The sequence below is a fragment of the Streptomyces sp. NPDC101160 genome, assembly GCF_044768205.1.
Lineage (GTDB): Bacteria > Actinomycetota > Actinomycetes > Streptomycetales > Streptomycetaceae > Streptomyces.
The window spans coordinates 508,005-532,378 of the sequence record NZ_JBIWPJ010000001.1 but is presented as its reverse complement, the minus strand read 5'-3'; the positions used below and the strand labels follow the sequence as shown (position 1 = coordinate 532,378).

The window sequence follows — 24,374 nt, the reverse complement described above, 5'->3', positions numbered from 1 at the left end:
TGGACAGGTGACGTGCGTGATCACCGATGACATCAGCGGGATGGGACCGCTGGTCGCCCGGCTGTCCCGGGGCGGCCAGCGGTTGCGGCAGGCCGACCGGACACATCCCTGGGTGCTGGACACCGCGGTCGTGATCGTGGTCTTCCTGATGTTCTGCCTGCCCGACCTGCTGCGCGGCAGTGTGGACGACGGCGGCGGCCCGCGCCGCTTCCGGCTCGCCTTCACCGAGCTGCCCGTCGCGGGAATGCTGGCACTGCAGGCAGGACTGGTTCTGCCCCTGCTGTGGCGGCGACGCAGGCCCATGGCGGCCTTCGGCGTCATAGCCTCGGTGTTCGTCCTCCAATGGTCCCTGGGCGCGGCGCTGCGCGCGGACGTCGCCCTCTTCATCGCCCTGTACAGCCTGGCCCTGCATGGGCGGCTGCGGCAGCTCCCATGGGCCGGTGCGGTCATGGCGGGAGCCATGCTGCTGGTCGCGTTCCGCGCGTCCTCGGCCGTGTCCGTGTGGGACGCGCTGTTCTTCCTGCTGAGCACGGCCACGGCGGCCCTCACGCTCGGCCTCATGGTACGAATCCGCCGGGCCCAGCTCGCCGGACTACGGGAGCGGGCCGCCCGGCTGGAAATCGAGCGCGACCAGCGCAGCAGGCTGGCCACGGCCACCGAACGCACCCGGGTCGCCCGCGAGATGCACGACATCGTCGGCCACAACCTGTCCGTCATCATCACGCTCGCCGACGCCGGCGCCTACGCCACGGACATCGCACCCGAACGCGGCAAGGAGGCCCTGCAGCTCATCGGCGACACCGGCCGGCAGGCCCTCGGCGAGCTGCGGCGCGTGCTCGGCGTACTGCGCGAGGCCGGGGACGGTCCGGCCGGCGGGCCCGAGCTCAGCCCGCAGCCCGGCATCGCGGACATCGGCGCGCTGTGCGCCACGGTACGTGCCGCGGGACTGGAGGTCGTCTACCGGACCTCCGGCGACGTCGACGCCCTGGACGGCGGGGTCCAGCTGACGGTGTACCGGATCGTCCAGGAGGCCCTCACCAACACCATGAAGCACGCCGGCGACGACGCCCGGGTGCACCTGGCGGTTGTCGTGACGGGCGCCCGGCTGAGCATCCGGGTCCAGGACACCGGCCCGGCCACACGGTTCGGACCGCCCAACGAGGAAGGACACGGCCTGGTGGGCATGCGGGAGAGAGCGGCTCTGTACGGAGGCACCGTCAGCGCGGGGCCGAGGGGAGGCGGAGGATGGAGCGTCGAAGCCGTCCTCGACCTCACGCCCCGGGGCGGTGACCGGTGACGACCGTCCTCATCGTGGACGACCAGCCTCTGCAGCGCTACGGCTTCCACCTGCTCCTGGACTCCGTCCCCGAGACCGACTTCGTCGGGGAGGCCGCCCACGGCGCGGAGGCCGTCCGCAAGGCCGCCGAACTGCGCCCGGACGTCGTCCTGATGGACGTCCGCATGCCCGGCATGGACGGCATCGAGGCCACCCGCCGCATCGTCGCCGCCGGCGGCCGCTCACGCGTCCTCGTGCTCACGACGTTCGACCTCGACGAGTACGTCCACGCCGCGATCCGGGCCGGGGCCAGCGGTTTCCTCCTCAAGGACGCGCGCCCCGAGGAACTCCTCGCCGGCATCCGCGCGGTCGCCTCCGGCGACGCCGTGATCGCGCCCGCCCTCACTCGCCGCCTCCTGGACGAGTTCGCTCAGTATGTCCCCGCCCACCGGGCTGACGCCGCCGAGGACCCGAGGCTCGTCTCCCTCACCGACCGCGAGCGGGAGATCCTCGTCGCCGTCGGCAAGGGCTGGACCAATGGCGAGATCGCCGCCCGGTTCGTGCTCTCCGAGTCGACCGTCAAGACCCACGTCGGCCGCGTCCTGGCCAAGATCGGAGCGCGCGACCGGATCCAGGCCGTGATCTTCGCCTACGACCACGGCCTCGCCCGGCCCAACGCGGACTGAACCCGATGAGCGGCGCCCGGAAAGACCGGCGGCCTGCTCGCTGCCGCCGCGCCGCGGGCACCCGTCAGAGTTCCAGGCGGTAGCCGTGCCCGCGCAGGGCAGCAGCACGTCGTACGGGGTCCGCGCGGCCTCGGTCAGCGCTGCGGAGCCCGTACGGCTCCAGGTCGGTGTGTAGCCGTTGCCGCGCAGGCCGGTCTCCAGGTGGCGGCCGATGGTGTCGTCGTCCTCGACGACGAGGACGCGGTGACGGCTGGGGTAGGCGGTCGCGTGCGTACGCATGCTGGACAGCGTAGGAGCGGGCGACGCGCGGCCCGCCCGCTTCCGTCCGCTCACAGGTCACGCAGCTCCTCCACGGCGGGCCGGGCGGCGCTGCGGATGGCGTTCAGCGCGGCCGCCACCACCGCCCGGCCATCTTCACCTTGCTCGTGCCCGTAGGCGCGGAGGAGGCCGACTCCGAGAGCGGCGGCTGAGGAGGGATCAGGCGCCTGCCATGGTAGACGGAGCAGGTCGGAGGCGGGTGACGATCCGGTTCGCGGCTGTCTTCTGCAGCAGCCCGTAGGCGAGGACCGGCAGGAGCAGGTGCGGTTTGTCGGGCAGGGACGCGGTGATCAGCACCGCGCTCGCGCTGCTGTTGTTCATGCCGCAGGCGAGCGTCAGCGACGAGGCGGTACCCGCCTCCAGCCGCAAGATGCGGGCGGCGGCACGGCCCAGGGCGAAGGAGAGCAGACAGACCAGGGCCGCCACGGCCAGGGGCGGCGAACAGCAGCGGGCGGGGCCGGGTGAGGACGGATCCGAGAGCGCCGCTGGCGTTGACGTAGGTCAGCACGAGGGAACCGGCCATGGCCGACGGTGCCACCGCGGCGACCAGGCGGCCCAGCCATCGCGCGGACAGGACCAGTGCGCCCAGCAGGCCCGCCGCGCAGGGAAGGACCACGGCGGTGAGGGCGAATCCGTTTCCCGTCAGTCGGCCGGTGGCCGCGAGGGTGTGCGCGTAGCCACCGCTGAGCAGGGGCGACAGCGTCACCAGCAGCAGGGGAGTGGTCAGCGGGCTGAGGAGGGTGGAGGCCAGGACGAGACCCACCATGGTCGACTGATCTCCCTCGCCCTTGGCGGTCCACACGGTAGCCCCGGCGGCGACGGGCATCGCCACGACGAGGATCATCGCGGTGAGCAGTCCGCTGCCGCCGTCGGTGTCCGGGGTGTGTCGCAGGAGGAGGGCGACGAACGGCACGACCGTCAAGGGGATCGCCAGGTGCAGCACGAGGCCGGCGAGCAGGGCCTTCGGATGCCGCAGCAGGGCACCCAGCGCGCGGACCGGGACCTGGAGCCCGGCCGAGAACAGCACCAGGGACAGCAGCAGCGGTGCTGTGTGCACTGTCAGATGCGACGGCGGCAAGGGATGGGGGCGGCGCAGCCACAGGCCGGGGGTGGGCAGGATCAGGGCGAGGGCGTAGGACAGGACGACGGCGCGGCCGAGCCGGTGCCGCAGCCAGGACGCGGCGCGGGTGTGCATGACCCCATCGTGGTCAGGCCTGACCCGGCGGGCCGGGAACGCCGCGCGGCAGTCAGGATGCGTTCAGGTAACCGCCGGCAACGTCCTGCCCATGACCTAGAAGGGGGTTGGGCGGGCGGCAAGGTCCGACGAGGGTGTCCGGCGTCGTTACCCTGAAGCGCATGTCTACCGCCCCGGTTCGCGTTCGTTTCGCCCCGTCCCCGACCGGCATGTTCCATGTCGGTGGTGCACGGTCCGCCCTCTACAACTGGGCGGTGGCGCGACAGTCCGGCGGCACGTTCGTCCTGCGGATCGAGGACACCGACGCGGCCCGGAACAAGCCGGAGTGGATCGACGGGATCGTCAACGCGCTCGCGGCGATCGGCATCCACGGCGAGGACGCGGCCTTCGAGGGCCCGTACTTCCAGTCGCACAACGCCGACCGGCACCGGGAGGCGGCTCAGCAGCTCTTCGCGGCCGGCCGGGCGTACTACTGCGACTGCACCCGGGAGCAGCTGAAGGAGCGCACCGGGTCGGACCACCTCGGGTACGACGGGTTCTGCCGCGAGCGCGGGCTGGCCTTCGAGGAGGGCCGGGCGCTGCGGTTCCGGACGCCGGACGAGGGCGAGACCGTCGTGGTCGACCTGGTCCGCGGGGAGCCGGCGTTCCCGAACTCCGCGATCGAGGACTTCGTGATCGCCCGCGGTGACGGGTCCCCGGTCTTCCTCATCGCCAACGTCGTCGACGACCTGGACGAGGGCATCACGCAGGTCATCCGAGGCGAGGAGCACCTGTCGAACACGCCGAAGCAGCAGCTGCTGTGGGAGGCGCTCGGCGCCAGGCCGCCGGAGTGGGCGCACCTGCCGGTGATCGTGAACGAGAAGCGGCAGAAGCTGTCCAAGCGCCGTGACAAGGTCGCGCTGGAGGACTACCTGGCCGAGGGCTTCCTGCCCGAGGCGATGGTGAACTACCTCATGCTGCTGGGCTGGGGTCCGGGCGACGACCGGGAGATCATGCCGTACGAGGAGCTGGAGCAGCTCTTCCGGATCGAGGACGTCAACACCGCGCCTGCCTTCTTCGACGTGAAGAAGCTGACGGCGTTCAACGGCGACTACATCCGCGCGCTGTCCCCGGAACAGTTCGCCAACGCCTGCGCGCCGTGGCTCGTCACCCCGTACGCGCCGTGGGCCCCGGAGGCGTTCGACAAGGACCTCTTCGAGGTGGCCGCCCCGCTGGCCCAGACCCGACTGGCCCTTCTGTCGGAGATCACCGGCTACGTCGACTTCCTCTTCCTCGACGCGCCTGCCTGGGACGAGGCCTCGTGGAACAAGGCGATGAAGGCCGGCGCCGGCGACATCCTGTCCGACGCCCGTGCCCAGCTGGCCACCGTCCCGGACTGGAAGGCGGACGACCTGAAGGCCGTGCTGCTCGTCGTCGGCGAGCAGCACGGCCTCAAGCTGGGCAAGGCCCAGGCGCCCGTCCGGGTCGCGGTCACCGGCCGCACGATCGGACTCCCGCTGTTCGAGTCCATGGAGCTGCTCGGGCGTGACCGCGTGCTGGCCCGTCTGGATGCGGCGGCCAAGAAGCTGGCCGCCGCCCAGGCGTAGCGGTCGGTCCACCGGGCGGCGTGGCAGTACGGACGGCTGTACGGCCGCCGGTGGCGGGATACGGGGCGGTGGCGGGATCCTGGAAGGAGACGGCCGCGCGGCGGTCTCGCGTGGCCGCAGGGCACGAGGAGGCAGGCCATGACACGACACCTGGAGTGGAAGGTCGGCCTGGATCTGGTCGAGGACAACGGCAGGACCAAGGCGGAGGCCCGCCTGGACACCGGTACGTCGAAACTCACCGGCCACGGCTCCGCGCGGTGCAACCCGACGGACGTGGACGTACCGGTGATCGGCGACGACCTGGCCGCGAGCCGGGCCATGACGGATCTGGCCGGCAAGCTGATGAGGGAGGCCAACCGGGAGATGGAGGCCGTGGGCGCGGACACCGTGCCCCAGCGCACCGGACCCGGATACGGCTGGCCGGAGGCGGTCCAGTAACCGACCGCCCCGCGTCCCGGGCCCGCTCACGGCGGCGCGCCCGGGACGCGTCACGTCTGGCTCGGACGCCGGGCTCAGACGCCGAGCGCCCGAGACGCGTCACGCCTGGCCCAGGCGCCGGGCTCAGTCCTCCGCGCCCTCGGATTCCTCCTCGGCCTCGGCCTCGTCCTCGTACACCAGCCGGTCCACGACCTCCACCACGCCGTCCACGTCCTCGCAGAGCCGTACGAAGATCGGCGCTAGGCTCCGGCGCGGCAGTGTGCCGGTCAGGGTGACCCGGCCCTCGGCGACGTCGATGTGGAGGGAGGCGGCGGAGAGGCCGAGGATGCGGGTGACCACGTCCTCCACGATCTCCTCCTGGATGGCCCGGTCCCGCCGCAGGAACAGCTGCAGCAGGTCGCTGCGGCTCAGCACGCCGATCAGCTGCCCGCCCGCGTCCACCACCGGCAGCCGCTTCACCCGGTGCCGCTCCATCACCCGGGCCGCCTCCACCGCCGTCCAGGAGGGCCGGGCGACGACCACCGGGCTGGACATCATCGCCTCGGCGGTGCTCGGACCGTCCTTGGCGGTGTGCCGGCGCAGCAGATCCGCCTCGGAGACCACGCCCACCGGCCGGTTCGCCTCGTCGACCACCGGCACGGCCGTGATGCCGTACTCGTCGAGCAGCCGGGCGATCTCCTTGAACGGAGTGCCCGGCTGCACCGTGACCGCGGTCGGTGTCATGAGGTCGGCGACACTGCGGTGCCTCATTGTTCGTCCCGTCCCTTCTCGACTCCTTTGTCCATGATCCCTCACGGGCGCGAGCCGGAGGACGGGGGGCCGTGAACTGCCTCAGGAGCCCGGGGAGGACGCGGAGGTCGAGGACGAGGCCGAGGTCGAGGCCGAGGCCGAGGCGTGCGGCTCGGTCGACGTCGGCAGGTTGAACACGTGCTGCGGACTGACGATCTGCGTGATCGCCTGCCCGAACAGAGTGCTCGGCTCGACGCCGTCGTGCAGGACGTCGGTGTTCAGCAGCACGACCAGGGTCGCCTGATGCTCCGGCAGATAGATGGTCAGGGACTCGTAGCCGGGCAGCGAGCCGTTGTGCCCGATCCAGCCCTGGACGTTGAAGATGCCGAGGCCGTAACCGGTGCCCGGGATGCCGGACGGCCCGGTCTTCAGCCGCTGCGCCTGCGTGTCGGCCGTGAGCAGGGTGCCGGTGGCGACCACCTTGGCCCAGGTCCGCATGTCCTGGAGGTCGGAGATCATCGCGCCGGCCGCCCAGCCCCAGGAGGGGTTCCAGTCGGTGGAGTCCTCGATCTGTCCGGTGGGCGTCTGATTGGTGTAGCCGTGGGCGTGCGGATCCGGGAAGGCGGCGTCCGTCGGGAAGATCGTGTGCCGCAGGCCGACCGGTCGCGTCACGTTCTTGGCGATGAAGTCCTGCAGCGGCATGCCGCCGACCTTCTCCACGACCAGGCCGAGCAGGATCAGATTGGTGTTGGAGTACTCGAACTGCGCGTTCGGCTGGAAGTTCACCGGGTGCTTGAACGAGTAGTCCAGCAACTCCTGCGGCGTGAAGGGGTGGTCGGGATTGGAGATGAACGCCTTGTCGAAGTCCGGGTCCGCCGAGTAGTTGAACAGTCCGCTGCGCATCCCGGCCAGCTCGCGCAGAGTGATGCGGTCGCCGTTGGGCACGCCGCTCACGTACTTCCCGATCGGGTCGTCCAGGCCCAGCTTGCCCTGGTCGACCAGTTCGAGCATCGCGGTCACGGTGAAGGTCTTCGTCTCGCTGCCGATCCGCATGTAGAGGTTCGGGCTCATCTGCTGCCCGGTCGCCTTGTCGGCGACGCCGAAGGAGCGGAGGTACTGGCCCTTGCCCGGCGCGGACACGGCCACCATGACGCCCGGCACGTTGGCCTCCTGCATCACCTGCCGTATGGCGTCGTCGAGTTGCGCGTCGACGGCCGGGGAGAGCTGTGCGAACTCGTCACCGGAGGGGGACGGAGGCGGGGCGGTGCTCGTGGGGCTCTCCGGGCTCGCCGTGGCGGCGGTGCCGGGTGGGCCGAACGGGCCGGTTGCCACCGTGCCGTATGCCGCTCCCGCGAACGCCGGTACGGAAAGCGTCCCCGTCAGGGCCACCCCTATGCAGAGCCTGCGCCAACGCGCCTGTGAGTTCCTCACGGCAGCCTCCTGCCGGCCGAGGGCAGTACACCTCTCCCAGGCTAGGCCCGCCCTCGTTTCCCCGCACGGCGAGCCCACGGCCGCTCAGACACGGAAGATGCCCGTGAGGTACGCCTCCAGGGAGGCCGTGGCCGACGGCCGCAGCCGGGCACCGAGATACCCGTCGGGCCGTACGAGAAAGGCGGTTGGCGTGCGTACGGCGTACTGGCGGGCGAACTCGCCCCGCGCGTCCCGGTACACCGGCACCGCCGGCACGCCGAACCCCTCGTCGGCCGTCGCGTCACCCGGCACCACCGCGCACGCCCGCACCGCGCCTCCGGACAACTCGGCTGCCCGCTCCGCGAGTTCGGCGACCTCGTCGGCCCAGTCGGGACCGTCGCCACCGTAGAGCAGCAGCACATGGCCGCGGTCCCGCAACAGGTCGTACAGGCGCAGGGGATAGGAGGCGAGCGGCTCGGTGAGACCCGTGCAGTCCGGTGCCCGGTCGCCGGGGCGCGGTCCCGCGCCGTCGCCGCCCGGGCCCGGGCCAGGTCCCCGGTCCGCGCCCCGGTCCGCGCCCTGGTCCCGGTCCGCGTCCGGGCCCGGCTCCGCGGCGGCGACGATCGGGCTGTTCCGGTAGCCGACGAGCAGCTGCGCCTCGCGCAGCAGCAGCGTGGCCGGGGCCTCCGGATCGGCCTGCACGCCTTCTTTCGAGTGCCGTACGGTGCGGCCGACGACCTCCGCGCCGACCGGGCGGCGTTCGGCGTCGTAGCTCGCGAGCAGGCCCGGAGCCGCCGAGCCCGCGGCCGCCAGGGACAGCTTCCAGGCCAGGTTGCAGGCGTCCTGGATACCGGTGTTCATGCCCTGCGCGCCGGTCGGCGGATGGATGTGCGCGGCGTCACCGGCGACGAACACCCGCCCCGCGCCGTACCGGTCGACCAGCCGGTGACTGATCCGGAACACCGACGACCAGCGCAGCGCGGAGGCGGTGACCCGGCGCGGCGAGAGGCGGTCGAGCACCGTCTGGATGTCCGAGAGCGACGGCGCCCCGTCGCCGCTGTCCAGGCCGTGTGTCACCTCGTCGGCCACGGCGTCCGTCATGCGCTCGGTCCCTCCGGCCGTGGCGAGCTCGGCCCGCCGGGACGCGGAGAGTTCGGGCGGCACCGTCATCGACATCCGGTACCGTCGGCGGCCCGGCAGCGGAATGCCCACCAGCACCTCGTCGGGGCGTCCGGCCGCGCCCCGGCGCGTGGAACGCACGGCGTATCCGGGCGGCAGGTCCCAGTCCACCTCCACATCACCCAGCATGAACTCCTCGGGGAACGACCCGCCCTCGAAGGCCAGCCCGAGCCCCTTGCGCACCGCGCTGTGGGCGCCGTCGCAGCCCACCAGATACCGGCAGCGCACCTCCTCCTCGACCGGCGGCCCGCCGCCCGCCGCCGCCCCGTCCGCCGCCCTGACAAGCCGGGCCGTCACCCCGTCCTCGTCCTGCTCGAAGCCCACCAGCTCCGTGTCGCGCTCGATCCGCGTGCCGAATCGTGCCAGGAACTCCTCCAGGATCCGCTCCGTCTCGTACTGCGGCAGGGCCGCGAAGCGGTACGGCACATCGCCCGGCAGCGTCAGCTCCAGCCGGGGCTGCTCGACGCCGTCCACGTACGCGAGCTGCCCGCGCAGCGGCACGGCCGCCTCCAGCGCCGCCCGCACACAGCCCATCCGGTCCCAGAGCTCCAGCGTGCGCGGCTGGACGCCCACCGCCTTGGCATAGGGGAGACGGGCCGGCAACCGGTCGACGATCCGCACCGCCGTGCCGTGCCGGCGCAGCTCGGCCGCCGCGGTCAGCCCGACGGGGCCCGCGCCGACGACGAGCACGTCCAGGGCCGGACCGGATGAGCCGCGCAGCGTGCCACGGACGGTGTCACGGTCGTTGCGCATCGGCGGTGCCTCCCGGTGGACGGACGACCCCTCCTCCATGGTCGGCCGCGCTCCCCGGCCTCGCACCCGGCCACGAACCGGCCATGAACCGGGCCACGAGCCGGTGACGCACCGGTCACTCGTGGGCGAGGACCTCGCGGAGCGCGGCGACGGCGTGGCAGCGGTGCTCGTCGAGCCAGTGGAGCGCCGCGGCCAGGTCCAGCTCGAGCACGGCCGAGATGACCGCCCGGTGCTCGTGGACGGCGAGTGCGCGGTGCGAGTCGTCGGTGTAGTACAGCGAGCGGTACGCGTCGGTCGCGTCCCACAGGGTGGTGATCAGGCGGACCAGACGCGGCATGCCCGAGGCCTCTATGAGGGCGAAGTGGAAGCGCCGGTTTGCCTCGGCCATCGCCGACACGTCGCCCGCGTCCGCCGCCCGCTCCACCTTCGTCTGGATGCGCTCCAGGGACTCGAGGAGACCGTCCGGCGCGCGAGCGAAGGCGGCGGTGACCGCCTCCGTCTCCAGGAGCCCGCGGATCCGGTAGATCTCCTCCAGATCCGCGAGCGACAACTCGGCGACGAAATAACCCCGGTGGACGTGGTGCACCACCAGGCCCTCGGCCTCCAGCGTCTTCAGCGCCTCGCGCAGCGGCACCCGGCTCACGTCGAGCCGCGCCGCGAGCGTGTCCTGCCTTATCGGGTCGCCGGGCCGCAACTCGCCGCTGGTGATGGCCCGGCGCAGCTCCTCCAGGACGAACTGCTGGGCGGTCGGCGGCCGCCTCCTCTCCACCGTGCTGCTCATCGGTCGTGCCCCTTCCCTCGACTGCGTGGCGTACATCTTGCTACGGCTCGCCGACAGACCGTCGTGGCCTGTGGACAACCTGTCGCCGGCCGCTCTGCGCGCCTGTGGACAACCATCGCCTGGCCGTCAGCCGCCGGGCCGTCAGCCGCCGGGGCGCAGACCCAGTTCCGCGAGGACCTCGGCGGTGTGCTCGCCCAGGCGCGGGGGAGCGGAGCGGTAGGCGGCCGGGGTGGTGCCGAACGAGACCGGGTGCGCGACCTGCCCGGGCCCGGCGGCCGCCTCGGGCACCCGCGGGCCGAGGCCGAGCCGGTCGGCGAGTGCGAAGGCGCCGGCCAGGTCGTTGATGGGGCCACAGGGCACCCCGGCCGCCGTCAGCTCCTCGAACCAGGCGTCGGCGGTGCGCTCGGCGAGCCGCTCGGACAGCGCCGCCGCCAGCTCCTCGCGGTGCGCGACCCGGGCCGTGTTGCCGGCGAACCGCGGATCGTCGGCCAGTCCCGGGCTGCCGATCCGGGTGCACAGGGTCCGGAACTGCCGGTCGTTGCCCACGGCCAGGACGAGCGGGCGGTCGCTCGCCTCGAACACCTCGTACGGGGTGATGCTGGGGTGCCGGTTGCCCAGTGCGCGCGGCACGACCCCGGTGGCGAGATGCGCGGCGGCCTGGTTGGTGAGCGCGGAGAGCAGCGAGGTCAGCAGCGAGACCTCCAGACGCTGCCCCTCGCCGGTGCGTTCGCGGTGACGGAGCGCGGCGAGGACGCCCATCCCGGCGTGCAGTCCGGTGATCACGTCCACGAGCGCCACACCCGCCTTGGTGCCGGTCCCGCCGGGCTCCCCGGTGACGCTCATCAGCCCGCCCATGGCCTGCACCAGCAGGTCGTAGCCGGGCAGGTGCGCGCCCTCGGCCGAGCCGAAACCGGTCACGGAGCAGTAGACGAGGCCGGGGTTGGACGCCCGCACCTGCTCGTATCCGAGGCCGAGCTTGTCCATGGTGCCGGGACGGAAGTTCTCCACGAGCACATCGGCGCGGTCCACGATCGCCCGGGCCGTCTCCAGATCTGCCGGGTCGGTCAGGTCGAGCGCCACGGACCGCTTGTTGCGGTTCACGCCGAGGAAGTAGGTGGCCTGCCCGTCGGCGAACGGCGGGCCCCACGCGCGGGTGTCGTCGCCCGTGCCCGGACGCTCGATCTTCACCACCTCGGCGCCGAGGTCCGCGAGCAGCATCGTCATGTACGGGCCGGCCAGCACCCGGCCGAAGTCCGCGACGACGATTCCGGAGAGGGCGCCGGGCGGGGCGGCCTCGGGCTGTTCCGCGTGCATACCGCTCCTCTTCGTCGGCGACATCGGATCCCACCGGACCGTATGCACTGGAGATCGGATATTCAATACTGGATCCAATATCCAATCTAGGGCTACGCTTCCGCTCGCCGAGTTGCCACAGTCGCCAGGAGGCCGTCCGTGAAGTCGTCGCCGCAGCCGTCGCGTTCGTCGCAGTCGTCGCCCGTCCACCCCCTCGATCTGCTCGCGATCGACGGACTGCTCACCGACGAGGAGCGAGAGATCCGCCGCACCGTGCGCGCTCTCGCCGACCGCGAACTGCGTCCGCACATCGCCGGCTGGTTCGAGTCGGGTGCCATCCCCGCCCGCGAACTCGCCCGCACGCTCGGCGGCCTCGGGGTCCTCGGGATGCATCTGGAGGGCTACGGCTGCGCGGGCACCAACTCCGTGGCGTACGGCCTCGCCTGCATGGAGCTGGAGGCCGTCGACTCCGGACTGCGCTCGCTCGTCTCCGTGCAGGGCTCGCTCGCCATGTACGCGATCTGGAAGTTCGGCTCCGAGGAGCAGAAGCAGCGCTGGCTGCCCGGGATGGCGGCCGGCGAGTACATCGGCTGCTTCGGCCTGACCGAGCCGGACGCCGGCTCCGACCCGGGCGCCATGCGTACCAACGCCAAGCGGGACGGCTCGGACTGGGTGCTCAACGGCACCAAGATGTGGATCACCAACGGCTCCGTCGCCGACGTCGCCGTCGTCTGGGCACGCACCGAGGAGGGCGTGCGCGGCTTCGTCGTGCCCACCGACACCCCCGGCTTCAGCGCGCCCGAGATCAAGCAGAAGCTGTCCCTGCGCGCCAGCGTCACCAGCGAACTGGTCTTCGAGGACGTGCGGTTGCCCGCCGACGCGATGCTCCCCGAGGCCCGTGGCCTGTCCGGCCCGCTCGGCTGCCTCAACGAGGCCCGCTTCGGCATCGTCTTCGGCGCCCTCGGCGCCGCCCGCGACTGCCTGGAGACGGCCATCTCGTACGCGGGCGACCGCACCGTCTTCGCGCGGCCGCTCTCCTCGTACCAGCTCACCCAGCAGAAGCTCGCCGACATGGCCCTGGAGCTCGGCAAGGGCATGCTGCTCGCGCTCCACCTCGGCCGGCTCAAGGACCAGGGCGCGCTCGCCCCCGAGCAGATCAGCGTCGGCAAGCTGAACAACGTCCGTGAGGCCATCGCCATCGCCCGCGAGTGCCGCACGATTCTCGGCGCGAACGGCATCACCCTGGAGTACCCGGTGCTGCGCCACGCCAACAACCTGGAGTCGGTCCTCACCTACGAGGGCACCAGCGAGGTGCACGCCCTGGTCATCGGCAAGGCGCTCACCGGCGAGCAGGCCTTCCGCTGAAGTCCTGGGTGACGGCCGCTAACCGGCCGCCACCCGGTCCACGAAGGCGTTGAGGTTCTCCATCATCCGCTCGATATGCTCGACCGGGGTCAGTGACTCCTCGGCGCGCCCGCCGCGCAGCTTGGGCTGCCGCAGGCCCCGGACGTAGAGCGGGCAGGCGAGGTCGGCGCAGATGTAGGTGCCGACCGTGTTGCCCTCGCGGCCCCGGGCGCCCGCCAGCGGCGCGGCCAGCAGGGTCACACCGTAGGAGGCGTGCGAGGTCAGGCAGATCTGGCACATGCTGGACTTCATCGCGCTGGTGCGGCCGACGGCCGGCACCCGCAGCGTGACGCCGACCGGGCCGTCGGGGCGCGGCACGACGAGATGGGCGCGCAGCGGCGCGCCCGGGTCCACCCAGCCCAGGAAGTCCAGGTCGGGCCAGGGCAGCTCGGCGAAGTCGAGCGGCAGCTTCATCCGGGCCGCGTCACCCTTCGTGCAGTTCACGAAGGACGCGCGGATCTCTTTGTCGGTCAGTGGTTCCACTCGTACGACCGTACACAGGGCCGTTGCCCCGGGCATCCGATTATCGGAGCAGCCGGGGCGACGGCCCGTCGGCGGTGACCGGGCCTCAGGCCACCCAGTCCGGCAGGCCCGGGTCGGCGAACCGGGCCGGAGCGCCCTCCAGGGCCGCCGCGAGCCGTTCGGCCGCCGTGTCGTACACCTCGCCCGGCAGCGCGTACGGGATGCGGAGCCGGTGCTCGTGGGTGCCGGGGTCCACCCCGAACCGGGCGCCGCCCTCCACCCGTACGCCGTGCCGCAGCGCCCGCGCCGCCAGCTGCGAGACGATCGGCCGGCCGAGGTCGATCCAGAGGCAGAGGCCACCGGGCGGCAGCGTCCAGTGCCACTCGGGTACGTGCCGGGCGAGCGCCGCCACCAGGGCGTCACGGCGCCGCCGCAGCTCGGCCGCGCGGGCCGGCAGCAGCGGGTCGATGCGGTCGATCAGGGCGACGGCGACGAGCTGGTCGAGCACCGAACCGGCGAGGTCGTGGGTGATCCGTACCCGGGCCAGTTCGGTCACCACCCGTGAGGAGGCCCGCGCCCACCCCACCCGCAGTCCGCCCCAGCAGCTCTTGCTGAGCGAACCGACGGTGATCAGCTGTTCCCCGGTGCCGGGCCCGGCCGTGGCCGCGAACGGCGCCGGAGCCGGCACGTCCAGGGCCGTCTCGGTGAGTGTCTCGTCCACGATCAGCCAGGTCCCGGTGGCCCGCGCCGCCCGGGCCACCTCCCGCCGCTGCTCCTCCGGCATCAGCCGGCCGGTCGGGTTGTGGAAGTCGGGGATGAGATAGGCGAGGCGCGGCGCGGTCTGCCGCAGCGCCGCGTCGATCAGCCCGCTGTCCCAGCCGGCCTCGGTGACCGGCACGGGGGTGATGCGCAGGCGGTGGCCGCGCATGGCGTCCAGGGCGTTGGGGTAAGAGGGGTTCTCGGCCAGCACCCGGTCGCCGGGCCCGCCGAGCAGTGCGAGCGCGAGCGCCAGGGCCTGCTGGGCGCCGGTCGTGACGAGGATCTGCTCCGGCCGGGTGGGCAGCCCGCGCGCGGTGTACCGGTCGGCGATGGCGGCCCGCAGTTCCGGGATCCCGTACGGGTGGTAGCCCTGCGCGGTCGCGAGCCGGGGCAGCTCCTCGGCTGCCCGTGCCAGCGCCTCAGCCAGCAGACCGGCCGGCGCCTCGGGCGCGGCGAGCGCCAGGTCGATGACCGCCCCGGTGTCCCCGTGCAGGGCGGCGGGCCCGGTCGGCGACTCGTTCTCGGGCAGCGCCGTCCAGGTGCCGGCGCCCTGCCGGCTGTGTGCGTAGCCGCTTTCGCGGAGCAGGTCGTAGGCGGCGGTCACGGTGGTCCTGCTCACCCCGAGCGCGGTGGCCAGCTCCCGTTCGGCGGGCAGGCGCATCCGCAGCGCGACCCGCCCGTCGAGCAGCGCCTGCCGCACCGCCCGGGCCAGTTCGCGGTAACCGAACCGGCCCTCGACGGGCGGGGTGAGCAACGCCGCCAGCTGCCGCCCGCTCAGCATGCGGTCCGGCAGGGCGACCACGCTGCGGACCACTCGACCCTCTGCCATGCCAATCACTCCCCATTGGCTGTGCTGTCCAGGCCAATAAGGCTACAGACTCCTGTCAGTGGCCTGGTGGCCCCGGGAGAAGGAGTGTGGGGAGATGTCCGAGTACGTGACCGACCGCGACGAAAGGATGTGGCAGCGCCGCGCCGAGGAGCCGATCCTGCGGCCGTGGGGGATGGGATCCAAGATGCGGGATATCGGATCCAAGGCCCGGGATATCGGATCCACGGTGCAACGGGCTGGATCCAGAACATCGGATGTTGGATCCAGCCCCACCCGCTCACAGGACATCGGATCCAGCGCGCGGGATATCGGATATTGGATCCAGTCTCTGCGGCGGGCCCTGCGCCGAGGGGCCCAGGCATGACCAGGATCGTCGTCGGCGTCAGCGGCTCGCTCGCTTCGCTCGCCGCCCTCCGCCACGCCACCGCCCTCGCCCGCCGCGACGGCGCCCCGCTGCTCGCGGTCCTCGCCTGGGAACCGCCCGAGGGCGAGGCGCTCCATGCCCGCAGCCCGGACCGGGCCTGGGCCGAGATGTGGGCCGGCGAGGCCCGGCAGCGGCTCGCGCGGGCCTTCGACCACGGCCTCGGGGGCCTGCCAGAGCCAGAGGACATCGCCGTGGACTGCCGTGTCGTGCGGGACGCCCCCGCCGCGGCTCTGCTCAGGGCGGCCGCCCGGCCGGGGGACCTGCTGGTGCTCGGGATGACCCCGCGCCGGGGCCGGTTCGGGCGGCTGTGGCGGCGGCCGGTGCTGCGCGGGGTCATGGCGAGGGCCCGGGGCCCCGTACTGGTGGTCCCGGGCCCCGAGTTGCGCCGAGGTGAGGCGCGGGTGCTGCGGCGGCACGCCAGTACCGACGTACCGGAGGCGGGGGCGTACGCCCCGCGCACTCAGATCAGCGGCTGACTGCCCGGCGTACCCGACAAGGATGGCGAGGTCGACGCCGGACCGGAGGGCAACGGCGAGGTCGACGCCCGACCGGAGGGCAGCGACGAGGTCGACGCCGGGCCTGAGGACAGCGACGACGACAGTGACGAGGACGGCGCTGAGGCCGACTGGGACTGCGGCTCCGGTGGCGACGACAGCGTCGCGAGCGCGGCCGAGGACGCGGACTCTGACACCGACTCGGACGCGGATGCCGACTCGGACGCGGGCGCCGAAGTCGACGCCGAGGTCGAGGCGGACGTCGGCGGGCTGCTCGACGAGGCCGGCGGGGAGGACAGGGTGGACGGGCACGGCGAGGGGGTGACGCCGTTCACGGGGGTCGGGGTCTCGTCGTCCGTCACCGTCACGCACGGCAGCGGGCTGCTCGGCGACGTGGACGGGGACGTGGACGTGGACGCCGAGGTCGACGGGGACGTGGAGGGCGAGGTGGACGGAGAGGTCGACGGCGGCGGCGGGGGAGTCGTCGGCCGGTCGTGCCGGTGACCCTCGTGGCCGCGAGGACGGGCGATGAAGTGGTCCTTGTCCGGGTCGAAGATCACGAAGACGTTGATCACCGTCACGGACGGCTGCACGAAGACCACGTTGTTCGCCCGGAAGCCCGGCCAGGCCGTGCCGACCTGCTTCGGCGACTTCTGCGCCACCGGCGGCGTCAGCGGGTTGCCGCAGGCGCACCGCACCCTCGGCACCCCGTGGTCGTCCACCATGACCGCGGTGCCGGCCTGGAGCACCGACTGGAAGGCGAACGCGGAACCGTCGCGGAAGCCGTGGTTGGTCACCCGGGTGTCCACGCGCAGCTGAACCGACGTCAGCGAGCGCAGATAGCCCGGGACGTCACCGGCCGGGATGCCGACCGTCGAGGCGAACGCCGCGTTCTTGGCGGGCTCGTCGGCGAGAAAGCGGATCTGGCGCTCGACGTCGCAGCTCGCCATCCGTTGCGTCCCGCCGTACAGGCCCGGGGCGGAACCCGACACCGGACGCGTCGCGTTGGCGTCTCCGCCGGTCTGACTGGGCAGTGCCGGCGGCGAGAACGAGGCACCCGTACGGGCCGTGGAGCCGGTGAAGGGATAGGGGCCGCTCGCGGCGGCGTTCTGCGCGAAGATCTCACTGCCGCTCGAACCGGCCTGGTTCGGGTTGCCGTTGTCACCCCGCTGGGTCAGCACCACGATCAGCGCCACCGCCGCCACCAGAACGGCAGTCAGCGAGGCCACCTTGGGCACCGAGCGCCACCACGGGCCCCCGCCGCCGCCCTTCGCCGCGCCTCCGCCCGCACCGCCGGAGCCGCCGCCACCGCCCCCGGAGCCGCCGCCGCCGGAACCTCCGCCCGAACCGCCGGGCGGCGGGCCGGAGGACGGCGGGGGAGTGGTCTGGCCGGGGCGGGTGCCGGGGCCCGACAGCGGGCCCGAAGGCGGGCCGGTCGGAGGGACCGAGGGCTGCCCGGAAGGCGGTTGGGAAGTCACGTTGTTTCCCTTTCTTCCGTTCCGCGCCCATTGTGTGCGTCGACCGGGTGCAGCCCGCAAGCGGACCGCACCCGCCCGTATTAGCGTGGGCAGGGTGAGCACGCGGCTCCCCACCTCCCAAGGCCGGTCCGCCCCCGGTGACCTCGGCGAGCACTTCGCCCGCGACCTGGCGGCGGCACTCGGCACCGTCGTCGCCGGCTTCGTCGCGATGGGCGTCACCGCCGCCCTCGGCCTCTGGGCCGCGGGCGCGGGCGACCTGCCGGGCGGCGCCGGCGCGTTCGCGTCCGTCACCGCCGCGGTCGTCGTCATGGCCTCCGGCGGCCAGGTCGGCCTCTCCGGCCAGGCCGGAGACCTCGCCGGCACCCAGGCCGAACTCACCGCCATGCCCTTGACCGTCACCCTGGTGGGCGCACTCGTCGCCGGAACCCTGTTCCTGCGCCCGCTGCGGCACCACGCCGTCGCCCGCGGCCGCGACCTGCTCGCGCTCGCCGTGCCCACCGTCGTGCTCTGGCTGGCCGCGCTCGCCGGCGTCTCCGCCCTCGCCCGCCACGACTTCCCGATCAGCCTCGGCGGCTCCGACCAGGAAGCCACGACGACGGGCGACCTCGCCGACCTGTTCAAGGGCCTCCTCGACGCCACCAACCCCAGCGTCGGCTTCCGCACCGACTACGGCCCCACCCTCTTCTACGGCCTGCTGTGGATCCTCGGCGTCCTGGTCGTCGCCCTCCTCGTCTCCCGCCGCACCCCCCTGCCGGCCCGGTTCGTCCGCCACCACCAGGCCGTCCGCCCCGCCGCCTCCGCGCTGCTGCTCCTACTGCTCGCCTACGTGTTCATCGGCCTCGTCATCGGCCTGGTCGTCGCCGCCACCAAGGGGCACGCCGCCCAGACGTTCGCCGTGCTGCTGCTCGGCCTGCCCAACGTCACCTGGCTGGCGCTCGGCATCGGCATCGGCGGCTCCTGGGAGGGCCGCGCCGAGGGCCCGTTCGGCCTTCCCATGCCGCAGATCCTCGACGAGGTGCTGCGCGGCGGGAACGGCGGCAAGGACCTGTCGACCGTCGACCTGTCCACCCTCGCCTCCTACGACGCCCGCGCCTGGTGGCTGCTGCCGGTCGCCGCCGTGCTCGTGCTCGGCGCCGCGTTCGTCATGGCCACGCGCTCGCCCGCCCGCGTCCCGCCCTGGCGGCACGGACTCCACCTGGGCATCGGCTTCGCCGTCGCGATGCTCGTCGTCACCCCGCTGACCCTCGTCGAGGCCCACTTCGGCCTGTCGGTCATCGGCATCGGCGACCTCGACGCGCTCGGCGGCACGGTCCTGCTGCGCCCGAACGTCTGGACCACCGTCGGCCTCGCCCTGCTCTGGGGCCTGGTCGCCGGCTTCCTCGGCGGGCTCCTGGCCAAGCCCGTCCACCGCCGCGGCGAGGTCGAGACCTCTCCGCCGCCGCAGAAGCAGGACTGAGGCCGGGCCGTGCCGGCCTGGCGCTTCGGCTGATGGGTGATCACCGCATCGCCGGTGCGGTCGGAGACGGGTCCGGCGATGGCCAGATGGGTCTCGTCGTAGTATTCGCGGCGCCCGCTCCAGCGTTGGAGGGGCCGCCACTGCTTGTGTTCTGCGTTGGCGTGCTCCACGCAGATCCGCTCCGAGGACTGCTGCTTGCGGGCCTCCTCCCAGACGATGACGTCCTCGGGCGCCGCCCTTCACATCGGCCAGTGTGCAGGCGCAGTCCTGCCTCGCCGGGGACCGCGAAGTCCGCGCCGCCAGGAGTGGCCAGATCAGCCGCGTTGCCGCCATCGCTGTCCCCGGCGGCGCAGCCCCATGCTTCCTCTGCGGGGTCCAGATACAGAGCGTCCGCGGGTCCGCGCACTCGGCCTCGCTTCGTGCCGGCTGTTCGGCCCGTAGCCGTCAGGCGACAACACCGAGGCCTGACGCTCCGCCTGCGCCTTGATCTCCCAGTGGGACTCGTGAGCAGCCACACGCCAGGCTTCCTCCCACGAGGCCAACGCCGCGCCGACTGCCGCGCCCGCTGTGCCCCGGCGCCGAACGTGGCGCGCCAGCCACACGAGGGCAGCGAGCACTGTGGCCAAACCACCAAAGATCCCTAGCAGCGGAACAACGTCACCCATGTCGTCGAGGGTACGTGCACCCCCGCCGCGTCACTCAAGGAGTCGGTGACGTGCGCTCAACCTTCAGCGGCACAGGACAGCTGTCGCGCACCACACCGTTACAGTTCCCGGAAACACCGCCCGCACAGTTCCCGGAACGTCGGCATGGCCCTCACAGCTCCCGGAACACCGGGCGCGCCCAGGCCGGTGGTTCCGGCGGCGGGCCCTGCGGCCACTTCCCGCTGCCGGCGGGGGCCGTCCCGACCACCGCCGTCGACTTCGACCGCAGGCCCCGCTCCACGGCCGCCCGCAGCTCCGCGACGAACTCCAGACACGTCCCGTACCGCTCCTCCGGAGCCTTCGCCAGCGCCTTCGCCAAGACCGCGTCGGCCGCCTCCGGCAGCCCCGGCCGCTCCTCCGACAGCGGAGGCGGCGGGTCGTACTGATGCGCCCACAGGAGTGCCATGTCGTCGTCCCGGCGGAACGGCGGCACGCCCGTCAGCGTCTCGAAGACCACACAGGCGAGGCTGTAGACGTCGCAGCGGCCGTCCACCGGCTTGCCCGAGATCTGCTCGGGCGCCACGTAGTCGAGCGTCCCGACGAACTGCCCCACCGTCGTGAACCCGGTCAGGGAAAGGGACTTCTTCGTCAGGCCGAAGTCGGTCAGGTAGACGTGCTCCGGATGGTCCCGGTCGGTGCCCTCGGCCACCAGGATGTTGCCGGGCTTCACGTCCCGGTGCACCAGGTCGTGCGCGTGCGCCGCGTCCAGCGCCGAGGCCACCTGCACCGCGATCCGTCCCGCCGTCACCGGCTCCAGGCGTCCCTCGCGGTCGAGGAGCGCCCGCAGGTCCTGCCCCGGCACGTACCGCATCGCGATGTACAGGACACCCTCCGTCTCGCCCGCCTCGAACACCGGCACGATGTGCGGGTGGTCGATGGCCGCCGCCACCCGGGACTCGTGCGTGAAGCGCTTGCGGAAGGTGTCGTTGCGGGCCAGCTCCGGGGCCAGCAGCTTCAGCGCCACCGTGCGGTCCAGGTTCAGGTCGTGCGCCCGGTAGACGACGGCCATGCCGCCGCGCCCGATCTCGGCCTCGACGACGTAGCCGGCGACCCGCTTCCCGATGAGCCCCGACTCGCGCCCGGCCGGCAGCGCGCCGTCGGCGTCCATGGCACGGTCGGCACGACGGCCGGCACCCTGATTGCCGCCACGGCCGGCACCCCGGTTCGCGTCACGGTCGGTACCACGGCCGGCACCACGGTCGGCACCCGGCCCGGACCCCTGGTTGCCGCCACGGCCGGCACCGCGGTCGGCACCACGGCCGACGACACCACGACCGGTGCCGCCGATGCCACCCACGGCGCCCGTTCCGCCGCCCGGCGCCCGGGTCATCCGGCCTCACCCGGCCCGCCCGCCGGCTGCTCCCGCACCACCTGGGTGGCCCCGGGGCCGTCGGCGCCGAGCCGCGGCACCACCTGCGTCGGTTCGTGCGCCGCCTCGGTGGGCGGCGTCGCCGCCGACGGCGCCGAAGAGGCCGCGTACGTGCTCAGCCCCCGGCCGTCGCAGAACACCCAGCGCTCGTGCTCCGCGTCGTACAGCCACACCGCCTCCCCGTCGACCACCATCCCCACCCGAAGGCCCCGGGTCCGCTGCCGGAACGTCTCGCCGTCCGCCCGTCCCGCCGCCAGCTCCTCCGCCGCCCGCCGGTAACGGCCCAGCGCGTCCTCGGCCCGCGCGATCAGCGGGCGCGGATCGGCGGTCCGGGCGAGCGCACGGCCCGCGGCGGGCGGATCGGTGGGCACGGAGACGAGGAGCCGCGCGTCGACCCACGCCGACCAGCCGTTGGAGCACAGCACCTGGCCCCAGTCGCCGACCCGGTCGAGCAGCCGCACCGGCAGGAACGCGTCGAGCGGCGCCGTGGGCAGCGCCGGATCGGGCGCCTCCCAGGCGGGCAGCCCGTCGCGCGGCACCACATGGGTGGGCCGGAAGTCCGGCACGTACTCCGACACGCCATCCACAGCGACCACGGTCACCTACCTCCGCCAGTTCCGCCTGTCCGCCGATCCCGCCTGTCCCGCCTGTCCCGCCAACTTCCTACGCCTACTTCCGCATCACGACCGGCTCGTGCCGGCGCAGCAGCCGGGCCACCACGAGACCGAGGACCAGGCACAGCGCCACCAGCATTCCCATGTCGAACAGCCAGGCGCCGACCGTGTGGTGCATCAGCGGATCGGCCGTCTTCTCGTCCGGCACGATCGCGCCGATGTCGATCGTCGCGCCCATCGCCGCGAACGCCCACCGCGACGGCACCAGCCACGCCAGCTGCTCCAGGACCGGCGTGCCGCGCACGTTCAGCAGCGCGCCGCAGAACACCACCTGGACGATCGCGAGGAGGACGAGCAACGGCATCGTCACCTCCTCCTTGCGCACCAGCGCCGACACGAACAGGCCCAGCATCATCGCCGTGAACGCGAGCAGCGCGACGGCCAGCGTCAGTTCGAGCAGCGGCGGCATCAGCACGCCCTTGCCGTCGGGCGCCCCGAGCGGCACGCCGATCAGCGCCACGAGCGTGAGCACGACCGCCTGTACGACGGTGACGGAGCCGAGGACGACCACCTTGGACATCAGGTACGCGGAGCGGGACAGGCCCACGGCTCTCTCGCGGCGGTAGATGCTGCGCTCCTTCACCAGCTCGCGCACCGCGTTCGCCGCGCCCGTCAGGACGGCGCCGACGCAGAGGATCAGCAGCACGTTCAACGTCGTCTCGGCGTCCAGCCGTCCCCCGGACAGGGCGCGGGCCATCGCGCCCATGATGAACGGCAGCGCCACCATGATCGCCAGGAAGGTCCGGTCGGCGGACAGCGCCGCCGCGTACCGCCGTACGAGGGTACGGAGCTGGGAACCCCAGCTCTGCGCCTTCGGCGGCGGAGGCGGCGCGGCCCCCGCCGGCAGCGGTGCGCCCGGCGGTGCGCCCGGCAGCGGTGCGCCTGGCAGCGCCGCGCCCGCCCCGGGCCGTGCGGACGGCGGCCGTACGGTGGCCTCCTCGATGTAGCGGTGGTGGAAGCGCGAGACCCGGTACTGGGCCGCCCAGTCCCGCTCCCGGTCGTTCTCGAACGCCTCGAAGGCCTCCGGCCACTGCGGGAAGCCGAAGAAGTCCAGGCTGTCGCCGGGTGGACCGTAGTAGGCCACCCGGCCGCCGGGCGCGAGGACGAGCAGCCGGTCGCACACGTCCAGGCTGAGCACGCTGTGCGTGACGACGACGACCGTCCGCCCGTCGTCGGCGAGCCCGCGCAGCATGTGCATGACCGAGCGGTCCATGCCCGGGTCGAGCCCGGACGTCGGCTCGTCGAGGAAGAGCAGCGAGGGCTTCGTCAGCAGCTCCAGGGCCACGCTGACCCGCTTGCGCTGACCGCCGGACAGGCTGTGGATCGGCTGCCCGGCCCGCTCCTCCAGGCCCAGCTCCGAGATCACCTCGTCGACCCGGGCGCGCCGCTCGGCGGCCGCGGTGTCCTCGGGGAAGCGCAGCTCGGCGGCGTAACCGAGGGCCCGGCGCACGGTCAGCTGGAGGTGCAGGATGTCGTCCTGCGGGACCAGGCCGATGCGTTGGCGCAGCTCCGCGTAGTCGCGGTAGAGGTCGCGGCCGTCGTAGAGCACGGTGCCCCGGTCGGCCGGCCGCTGCCCGGTCAGCGCGCCGAGCAGGGTCGACTTGCCCGCGCCGGACGGGCCGACGACCGCGAGAAGGCACTTCTCCCCGACCGGGAACGACACGCCGTCGAGCAGCGTCTTGCGGCCGTGGTCGACGGTGACGGCCAGTTCCTGCACGTCGAGCGAGATCTCGCCGGTGTCGGTGAACTCGACGAGATTCCCGCCGATGAGGCAGAACGCGTGGTGCCCGATGCCGATGATGTCCTCGGCCGTCACCCGCGCCTCGGTGACGGGACGGCCGTTGAGGAAGGTGCCGTTGTGGCTGCCGACGTCGTGGATCCAGTAGGTGCCGTCCGGCGCGGCCCGCAGTTCCGCGTGCCGCCGCGAGACGGTCAGATCGTCGACCACCAGGTCACTGTCGGCGGCGCGGCCGATGCGGACGGTGTGCGCGGGCAGCGGACGGACGGAGGTCGGCTGCCGGAAGGTGCCGGTCAGGGCGGGATACGAGACGGAGGAGGGGCGCGGTGGTGGCTGCGCGGACGCGGGCGGTACGGGTCCGGGCCGTACGGGCTCGGGCGCGACGGGGCCGGGCGGTTCGGGCTCGGGCGCGACGGGGCCGGGCGGTTCGGGCTCGGGCGCGACGGGGCCCGGCGGTACGGGTACGGGGCGCGCGGGCTGTTCCCGTACGGGCTCCGGCGCCGGGGGCTCGTGTCGTACGGGCTCCGGGGGCGGCGGCTGTTCCCGTACGGGCTCCGGCGGCGCGGCCGCGAGGAGGACCGCCATCGGTCCCTCCGCGGGGTGGCCGAAGCGGATGACCGTGCCGGGGCCGACCATACTGAGGCCCACTCGGTGGTCGTCGGCGAAGGTGCCGTTGGTGCTGCCGACGTCCTCGAGCGTCCAGTGGTCGTCGACCGCGCGCAGCACCGCGTGGTGCCAGGACGCCCGGGCGTCGGCCAGCACGAAGTCGCTGGTGGGGTCGCGTCCGATCCGATAGACGCGACCCGGGTTCATCACGGTCGCGTCCCCGTCGATCTCGAGGACCAGTTCGGGTGCGGCGGGCGCGACGGGCCGCTCTCCCATGCCTGAATCCTATCGTCGGCGGCCGGACCGCGCCCGGCCGGGCCGCCGGTATCGTGG

General features: G+C 73.1%; 18 protein-coding genes and 1 pseudogene. 7 read left to right on the top strand and 12 right to left on the bottom strand.

Features of this window, described 5'->3' with window-relative positions:
* Positions 1 to 7 precede the first annotated feature (7 nt).
* Positions 8 to 1,297, top strand: a complete 1,290-nt coding sequence (locus ACIRSU_RS02370) for a sensor histidine kinase (protein ID WP_403788328.1) — start codon at positions 8 to 10, stop codon at positions 1,295 to 1,297.
* Positions 1,294 to 1,962: a response regulator gene (locus ACIRSU_RS02365; RefSeq protein ID WP_403788326.1), complete on the top strand. Its 669-nt coding sequence runs from the start codon at positions 1,294 to 1,296 to the stop codon at positions 1,960 to 1,962. The genes ACIRSU_RS02370 and ACIRSU_RS02365 overlap by 4 nt, the downstream gene beginning before the upstream one ends.
* 477 nt (positions 1,963 to 2,439) lie before the next feature.
* On the opposite strand, the pseudogene ACIRSU_RS02360 reads toward ACIRSU_RS02365, so the two are convergent.
* A pseudogene (locus ACIRSU_RS02360) lies at positions 2,440 to 3,475 on the bottom strand (sodium-dependent transporter).
* A 209-nt stretch (positions 3,476 to 3,684) separates the two neighbouring features.
* On the opposite strand from ACIRSU_RS02360, the gene gltX reads away from it, so the two are divergent.
* Entirely contained in the window at positions 3,685 to 5,061 is a 1,377-nt protein-coding gene (gltX, locus tag ACIRSU_RS02355) for a glutamate--tRNA ligase (protein ID WP_403789376.1), read from the top strand.
* Positions 5,062 to 5,199: 138 nt separating this feature from the next.
* Positions 5,200 to 5,499: a DUF1876 domain-containing protein gene (locus ACIRSU_RS02350; protein WP_403788324.1), complete on the top strand. Its 300-nt coding sequence runs from the start codon at positions 5,200 to 5,202 to the stop codon at positions 5,497 to 5,499.
* A gap of 123 nt (positions 5,500 to 5,622) precedes the next feature.
* Here the strand turns inward: ACIRSU_RS02350 and ACIRSU_RS02345 are convergent, their stop codons facing one another.
* From ACIRSU_RS02345 to ACIRSU_RS02325, 5 genes are all read right to left on the bottom strand, one after another.
* A complete protein-coding gene (locus tag ACIRSU_RS02345; RefSeq protein ID WP_403788322.1) occupies positions 5,623 to 6,249 on the bottom strand; it encodes a CBS domain-containing protein in 627 nt (208 codons plus the stop codon).
* Positions 6,250 to 6,330: 81 nt separating this feature from the next.
* Entirely contained in the window at positions 6,331 to 7,659 is a 1,329-nt protein-coding gene (locus ACIRSU_RS02340; protein WP_403788320.1) for a serine hydrolase domain-containing protein, read from the bottom strand.
* A gap of 84 nt (positions 7,660 to 7,743) precedes the next feature.
* Positions 7,744 to 9,570 (bottom strand): FAD-dependent monooxygenase, encoded by a 1,827-nt coding sequence (locus tag ACIRSU_RS02335; RefSeq protein WP_403788318.1) that lies wholly within the window; start codon positions 9,568 to 9,570, stop codon positions 7,744 to 7,746.
* Positions 9,571 to 9,685: 115 nt separating this feature from the next.
* Positions 9,686 to 10,351 (bottom strand): GntR family transcriptional regulator, encoded by a 666-nt coding sequence (locus ACIRSU_RS02330; protein ID WP_403788316.1) that lies wholly within the window; start codon positions 10,349 to 10,351, stop codon positions 9,686 to 9,688.
* Positions 10,352 to 10,492: 141 nt separating this feature from the next.
* Complete coding sequence (locus ACIRSU_RS02325) at positions 10,493 to 11,665, bottom strand: CaiB/BaiF CoA transferase family protein (RefSeq protein WP_403788314.1); 1,173 nt, start codon at positions 11,663 to 11,665, stop codon at positions 10,493 to 10,495.
* Positions 11,666 to 11,803: 138 nt separating this feature from the next.
* Between ACIRSU_RS02325 and ACIRSU_RS02320 the strand changes: the two genes are divergently transcribed.
* Entirely contained in the window at positions 11,804 to 13,009 is a 1,206-nt protein-coding gene (locus ACIRSU_RS02320) for an acyl-CoA dehydrogenase family protein (protein ID WP_403788312.1), read from the top strand.
* 18 nt (positions 13,010 to 13,027) lie between these two features.
* Here the strand turns inward: ACIRSU_RS02320 and ACIRSU_RS02315 are convergent, their stop codons facing one another.
* Positions 13,028 to 13,531: an FBP domain-containing protein gene (locus ACIRSU_RS02315; protein ID WP_403788310.1), complete on the bottom strand. Its 504-nt coding sequence runs from the start codon at positions 13,529 to 13,531 to the stop codon at positions 13,028 to 13,030.
* Between the two features lie 85 nt (positions 13,532 to 13,616).
* On the bottom strand, positions 13,617 to 15,098 hold the full coding sequence (locus tag ACIRSU_RS02310) for a PLP-dependent aminotransferase family protein (protein WP_403788308.1): 1,482 nt from the start codon (positions 15,096 to 15,098) through the stop codon (positions 13,617 to 13,619).
* A gap of 360 nt (positions 15,099 to 15,458) precedes the next feature.
* Here ACIRSU_RS02310 and ACIRSU_RS02305 point away from each other — a divergent pair, with 360 nt between their 5' ends.
* Positions 15,459 to 15,998: a universal stress protein gene (locus ACIRSU_RS02305; protein WP_403788306.1), complete on the top strand. Its 540-nt coding sequence runs from the start codon at positions 15,459 to 15,461 to the stop codon at positions 15,996 to 15,998.
* On the opposite strand, the gene ACIRSU_RS02300 is transcribed toward ACIRSU_RS02305, so the two are convergent.
* Positions 15,983 to 17,494, bottom strand: a complete 1,512-nt coding sequence (locus ACIRSU_RS02300; RefSeq protein ID WP_403788304.1) for a DUF6777 domain-containing protein — start codon at positions 17,492 to 17,494, stop codon at positions 15,983 to 15,985. The genes ACIRSU_RS02305 and ACIRSU_RS02300 overlap by 16 nt on opposite strands.
* Before the next feature lie 85 nt (positions 17,495 to 17,579).
* Between ACIRSU_RS02300 and ACIRSU_RS02295 the strand changes: the two genes are divergently transcribed.
* Positions 17,580 to 18,950 (top strand): streptophobe family protein, encoded by a 1,371-nt coding sequence (locus ACIRSU_RS02295; protein WP_403788302.1) that lies wholly within the window; start codon positions 17,580 to 17,582, stop codon positions 18,948 to 18,950.
* An 816-nt stretch (positions 18,951 to 19,766) separates the two neighbouring features.
* Here the strand turns inward: ACIRSU_RS02295 and ACIRSU_RS02290 are convergent.
* The 3 genes from ACIRSU_RS02290 to ACIRSU_RS02280 all read right to left on the bottom strand — a co-directional run bounded on the left by ACIRSU_RS02290 (position 19,767) and on the right by ACIRSU_RS02280 (position 24,317).
* Complete coding sequence (locus ACIRSU_RS02290) at positions 19,767 to 20,762, bottom strand: serine/threonine-protein kinase (RefSeq protein ID WP_403788300.1); 996 nt, start codon at positions 20,760 to 20,762, stop codon at positions 19,767 to 19,769.
* A gap of 218 nt (positions 20,763 to 20,980) precedes the next feature.
* Positions 20,981 to 21,619, bottom strand: a complete 639-nt coding sequence (locus ACIRSU_RS02285) for a hypothetical protein (RefSeq protein ID WP_403788298.1) — start codon at positions 21,617 to 21,619, stop codon at positions 20,981 to 20,983.
* A gap of 73 nt (positions 21,620 to 21,692) precedes the next feature.
* Positions 21,693 to 24,317, bottom strand: a complete 2,625-nt coding sequence (locus ACIRSU_RS02280) for an FHA domain-containing protein (protein WP_403788296.1) — start codon at positions 24,315 to 24,317, stop codon at positions 21,693 to 21,695.
* Positions 24,318 to 24,374: the final 57 nt, after the last annotated feature.

Excerpts from the sequence above, each read along its gene's own strand:
- gltX (WP_403789376.1), top strand. The coding sequence starts at position 3,685 with ATGTTCCATGTCGGTGGTGCACGGTCCGCCCTCTACAACTGGGCGGTG.
- ACIRSU_RS02350 (WP_403788324.1), top strand. The coding sequence starts at position 5,200 with ATGACACGACACCTGGAGTGGAAGGTCGGCCTGGATCTGGTCGAGGAC.
- ACIRSU_RS02345 (WP_403788322.1), bottom strand. The coding sequence starts at position 6,249 with ATGAGGCACCGCAGTGTCGCCGACCTCATGACACCGACCGCGGTCACG.
- ACIRSU_RS02335 (WP_403788318.1), bottom strand. The coding sequence starts at position 9,570 with ATGCGCAACGACCGTGACACCGTCCGTGGCACGCTGCGCGGCTCATCC.
- ACIRSU_RS02330 (WP_403788316.1), bottom strand. The coding sequence starts at position 10,351 with ATGAGCAGCACGGTGGAGAGGAGGCGGCCGCCGACCGCCCAGCAGTTC.
- ACIRSU_RS02325 (WP_403788314.1), bottom strand. The coding sequence starts at position 11,665 with ATGCACGCGGAACAGCCCGAGGCCGCCCCGCCCGGCGCCCTCTCCGGA.
- ACIRSU_RS02310 (WP_403788308.1), bottom strand. The coding sequence starts at position 15,098 with ATGGCAGAGGGTCGAGTGGTCCGCAGCGTGGTCGCCCTGCCGGACCGC.
- ACIRSU_RS02305 (WP_403788306.1), top strand. The coding sequence starts at position 15,459 with ATGACCAGGATCGTCGTCGGCGTCAGCGGCTCGCTCGCTTCGCTCGCC.
- ACIRSU_RS02290 (WP_403788300.1), bottom strand. The coding sequence starts at position 20,762 with ATGGACGCCGACGGCGCGCTGCCGGCCGGGCGCGAGTCGGGGCTCATC.
- ACIRSU_RS02280 (WP_403788296.1), bottom strand. The coding sequence starts at position 24,317 with ATGGGAGAGCGGCCCGTCGCGCCCGCCGCACCCGAACTGGTCCTCGAG.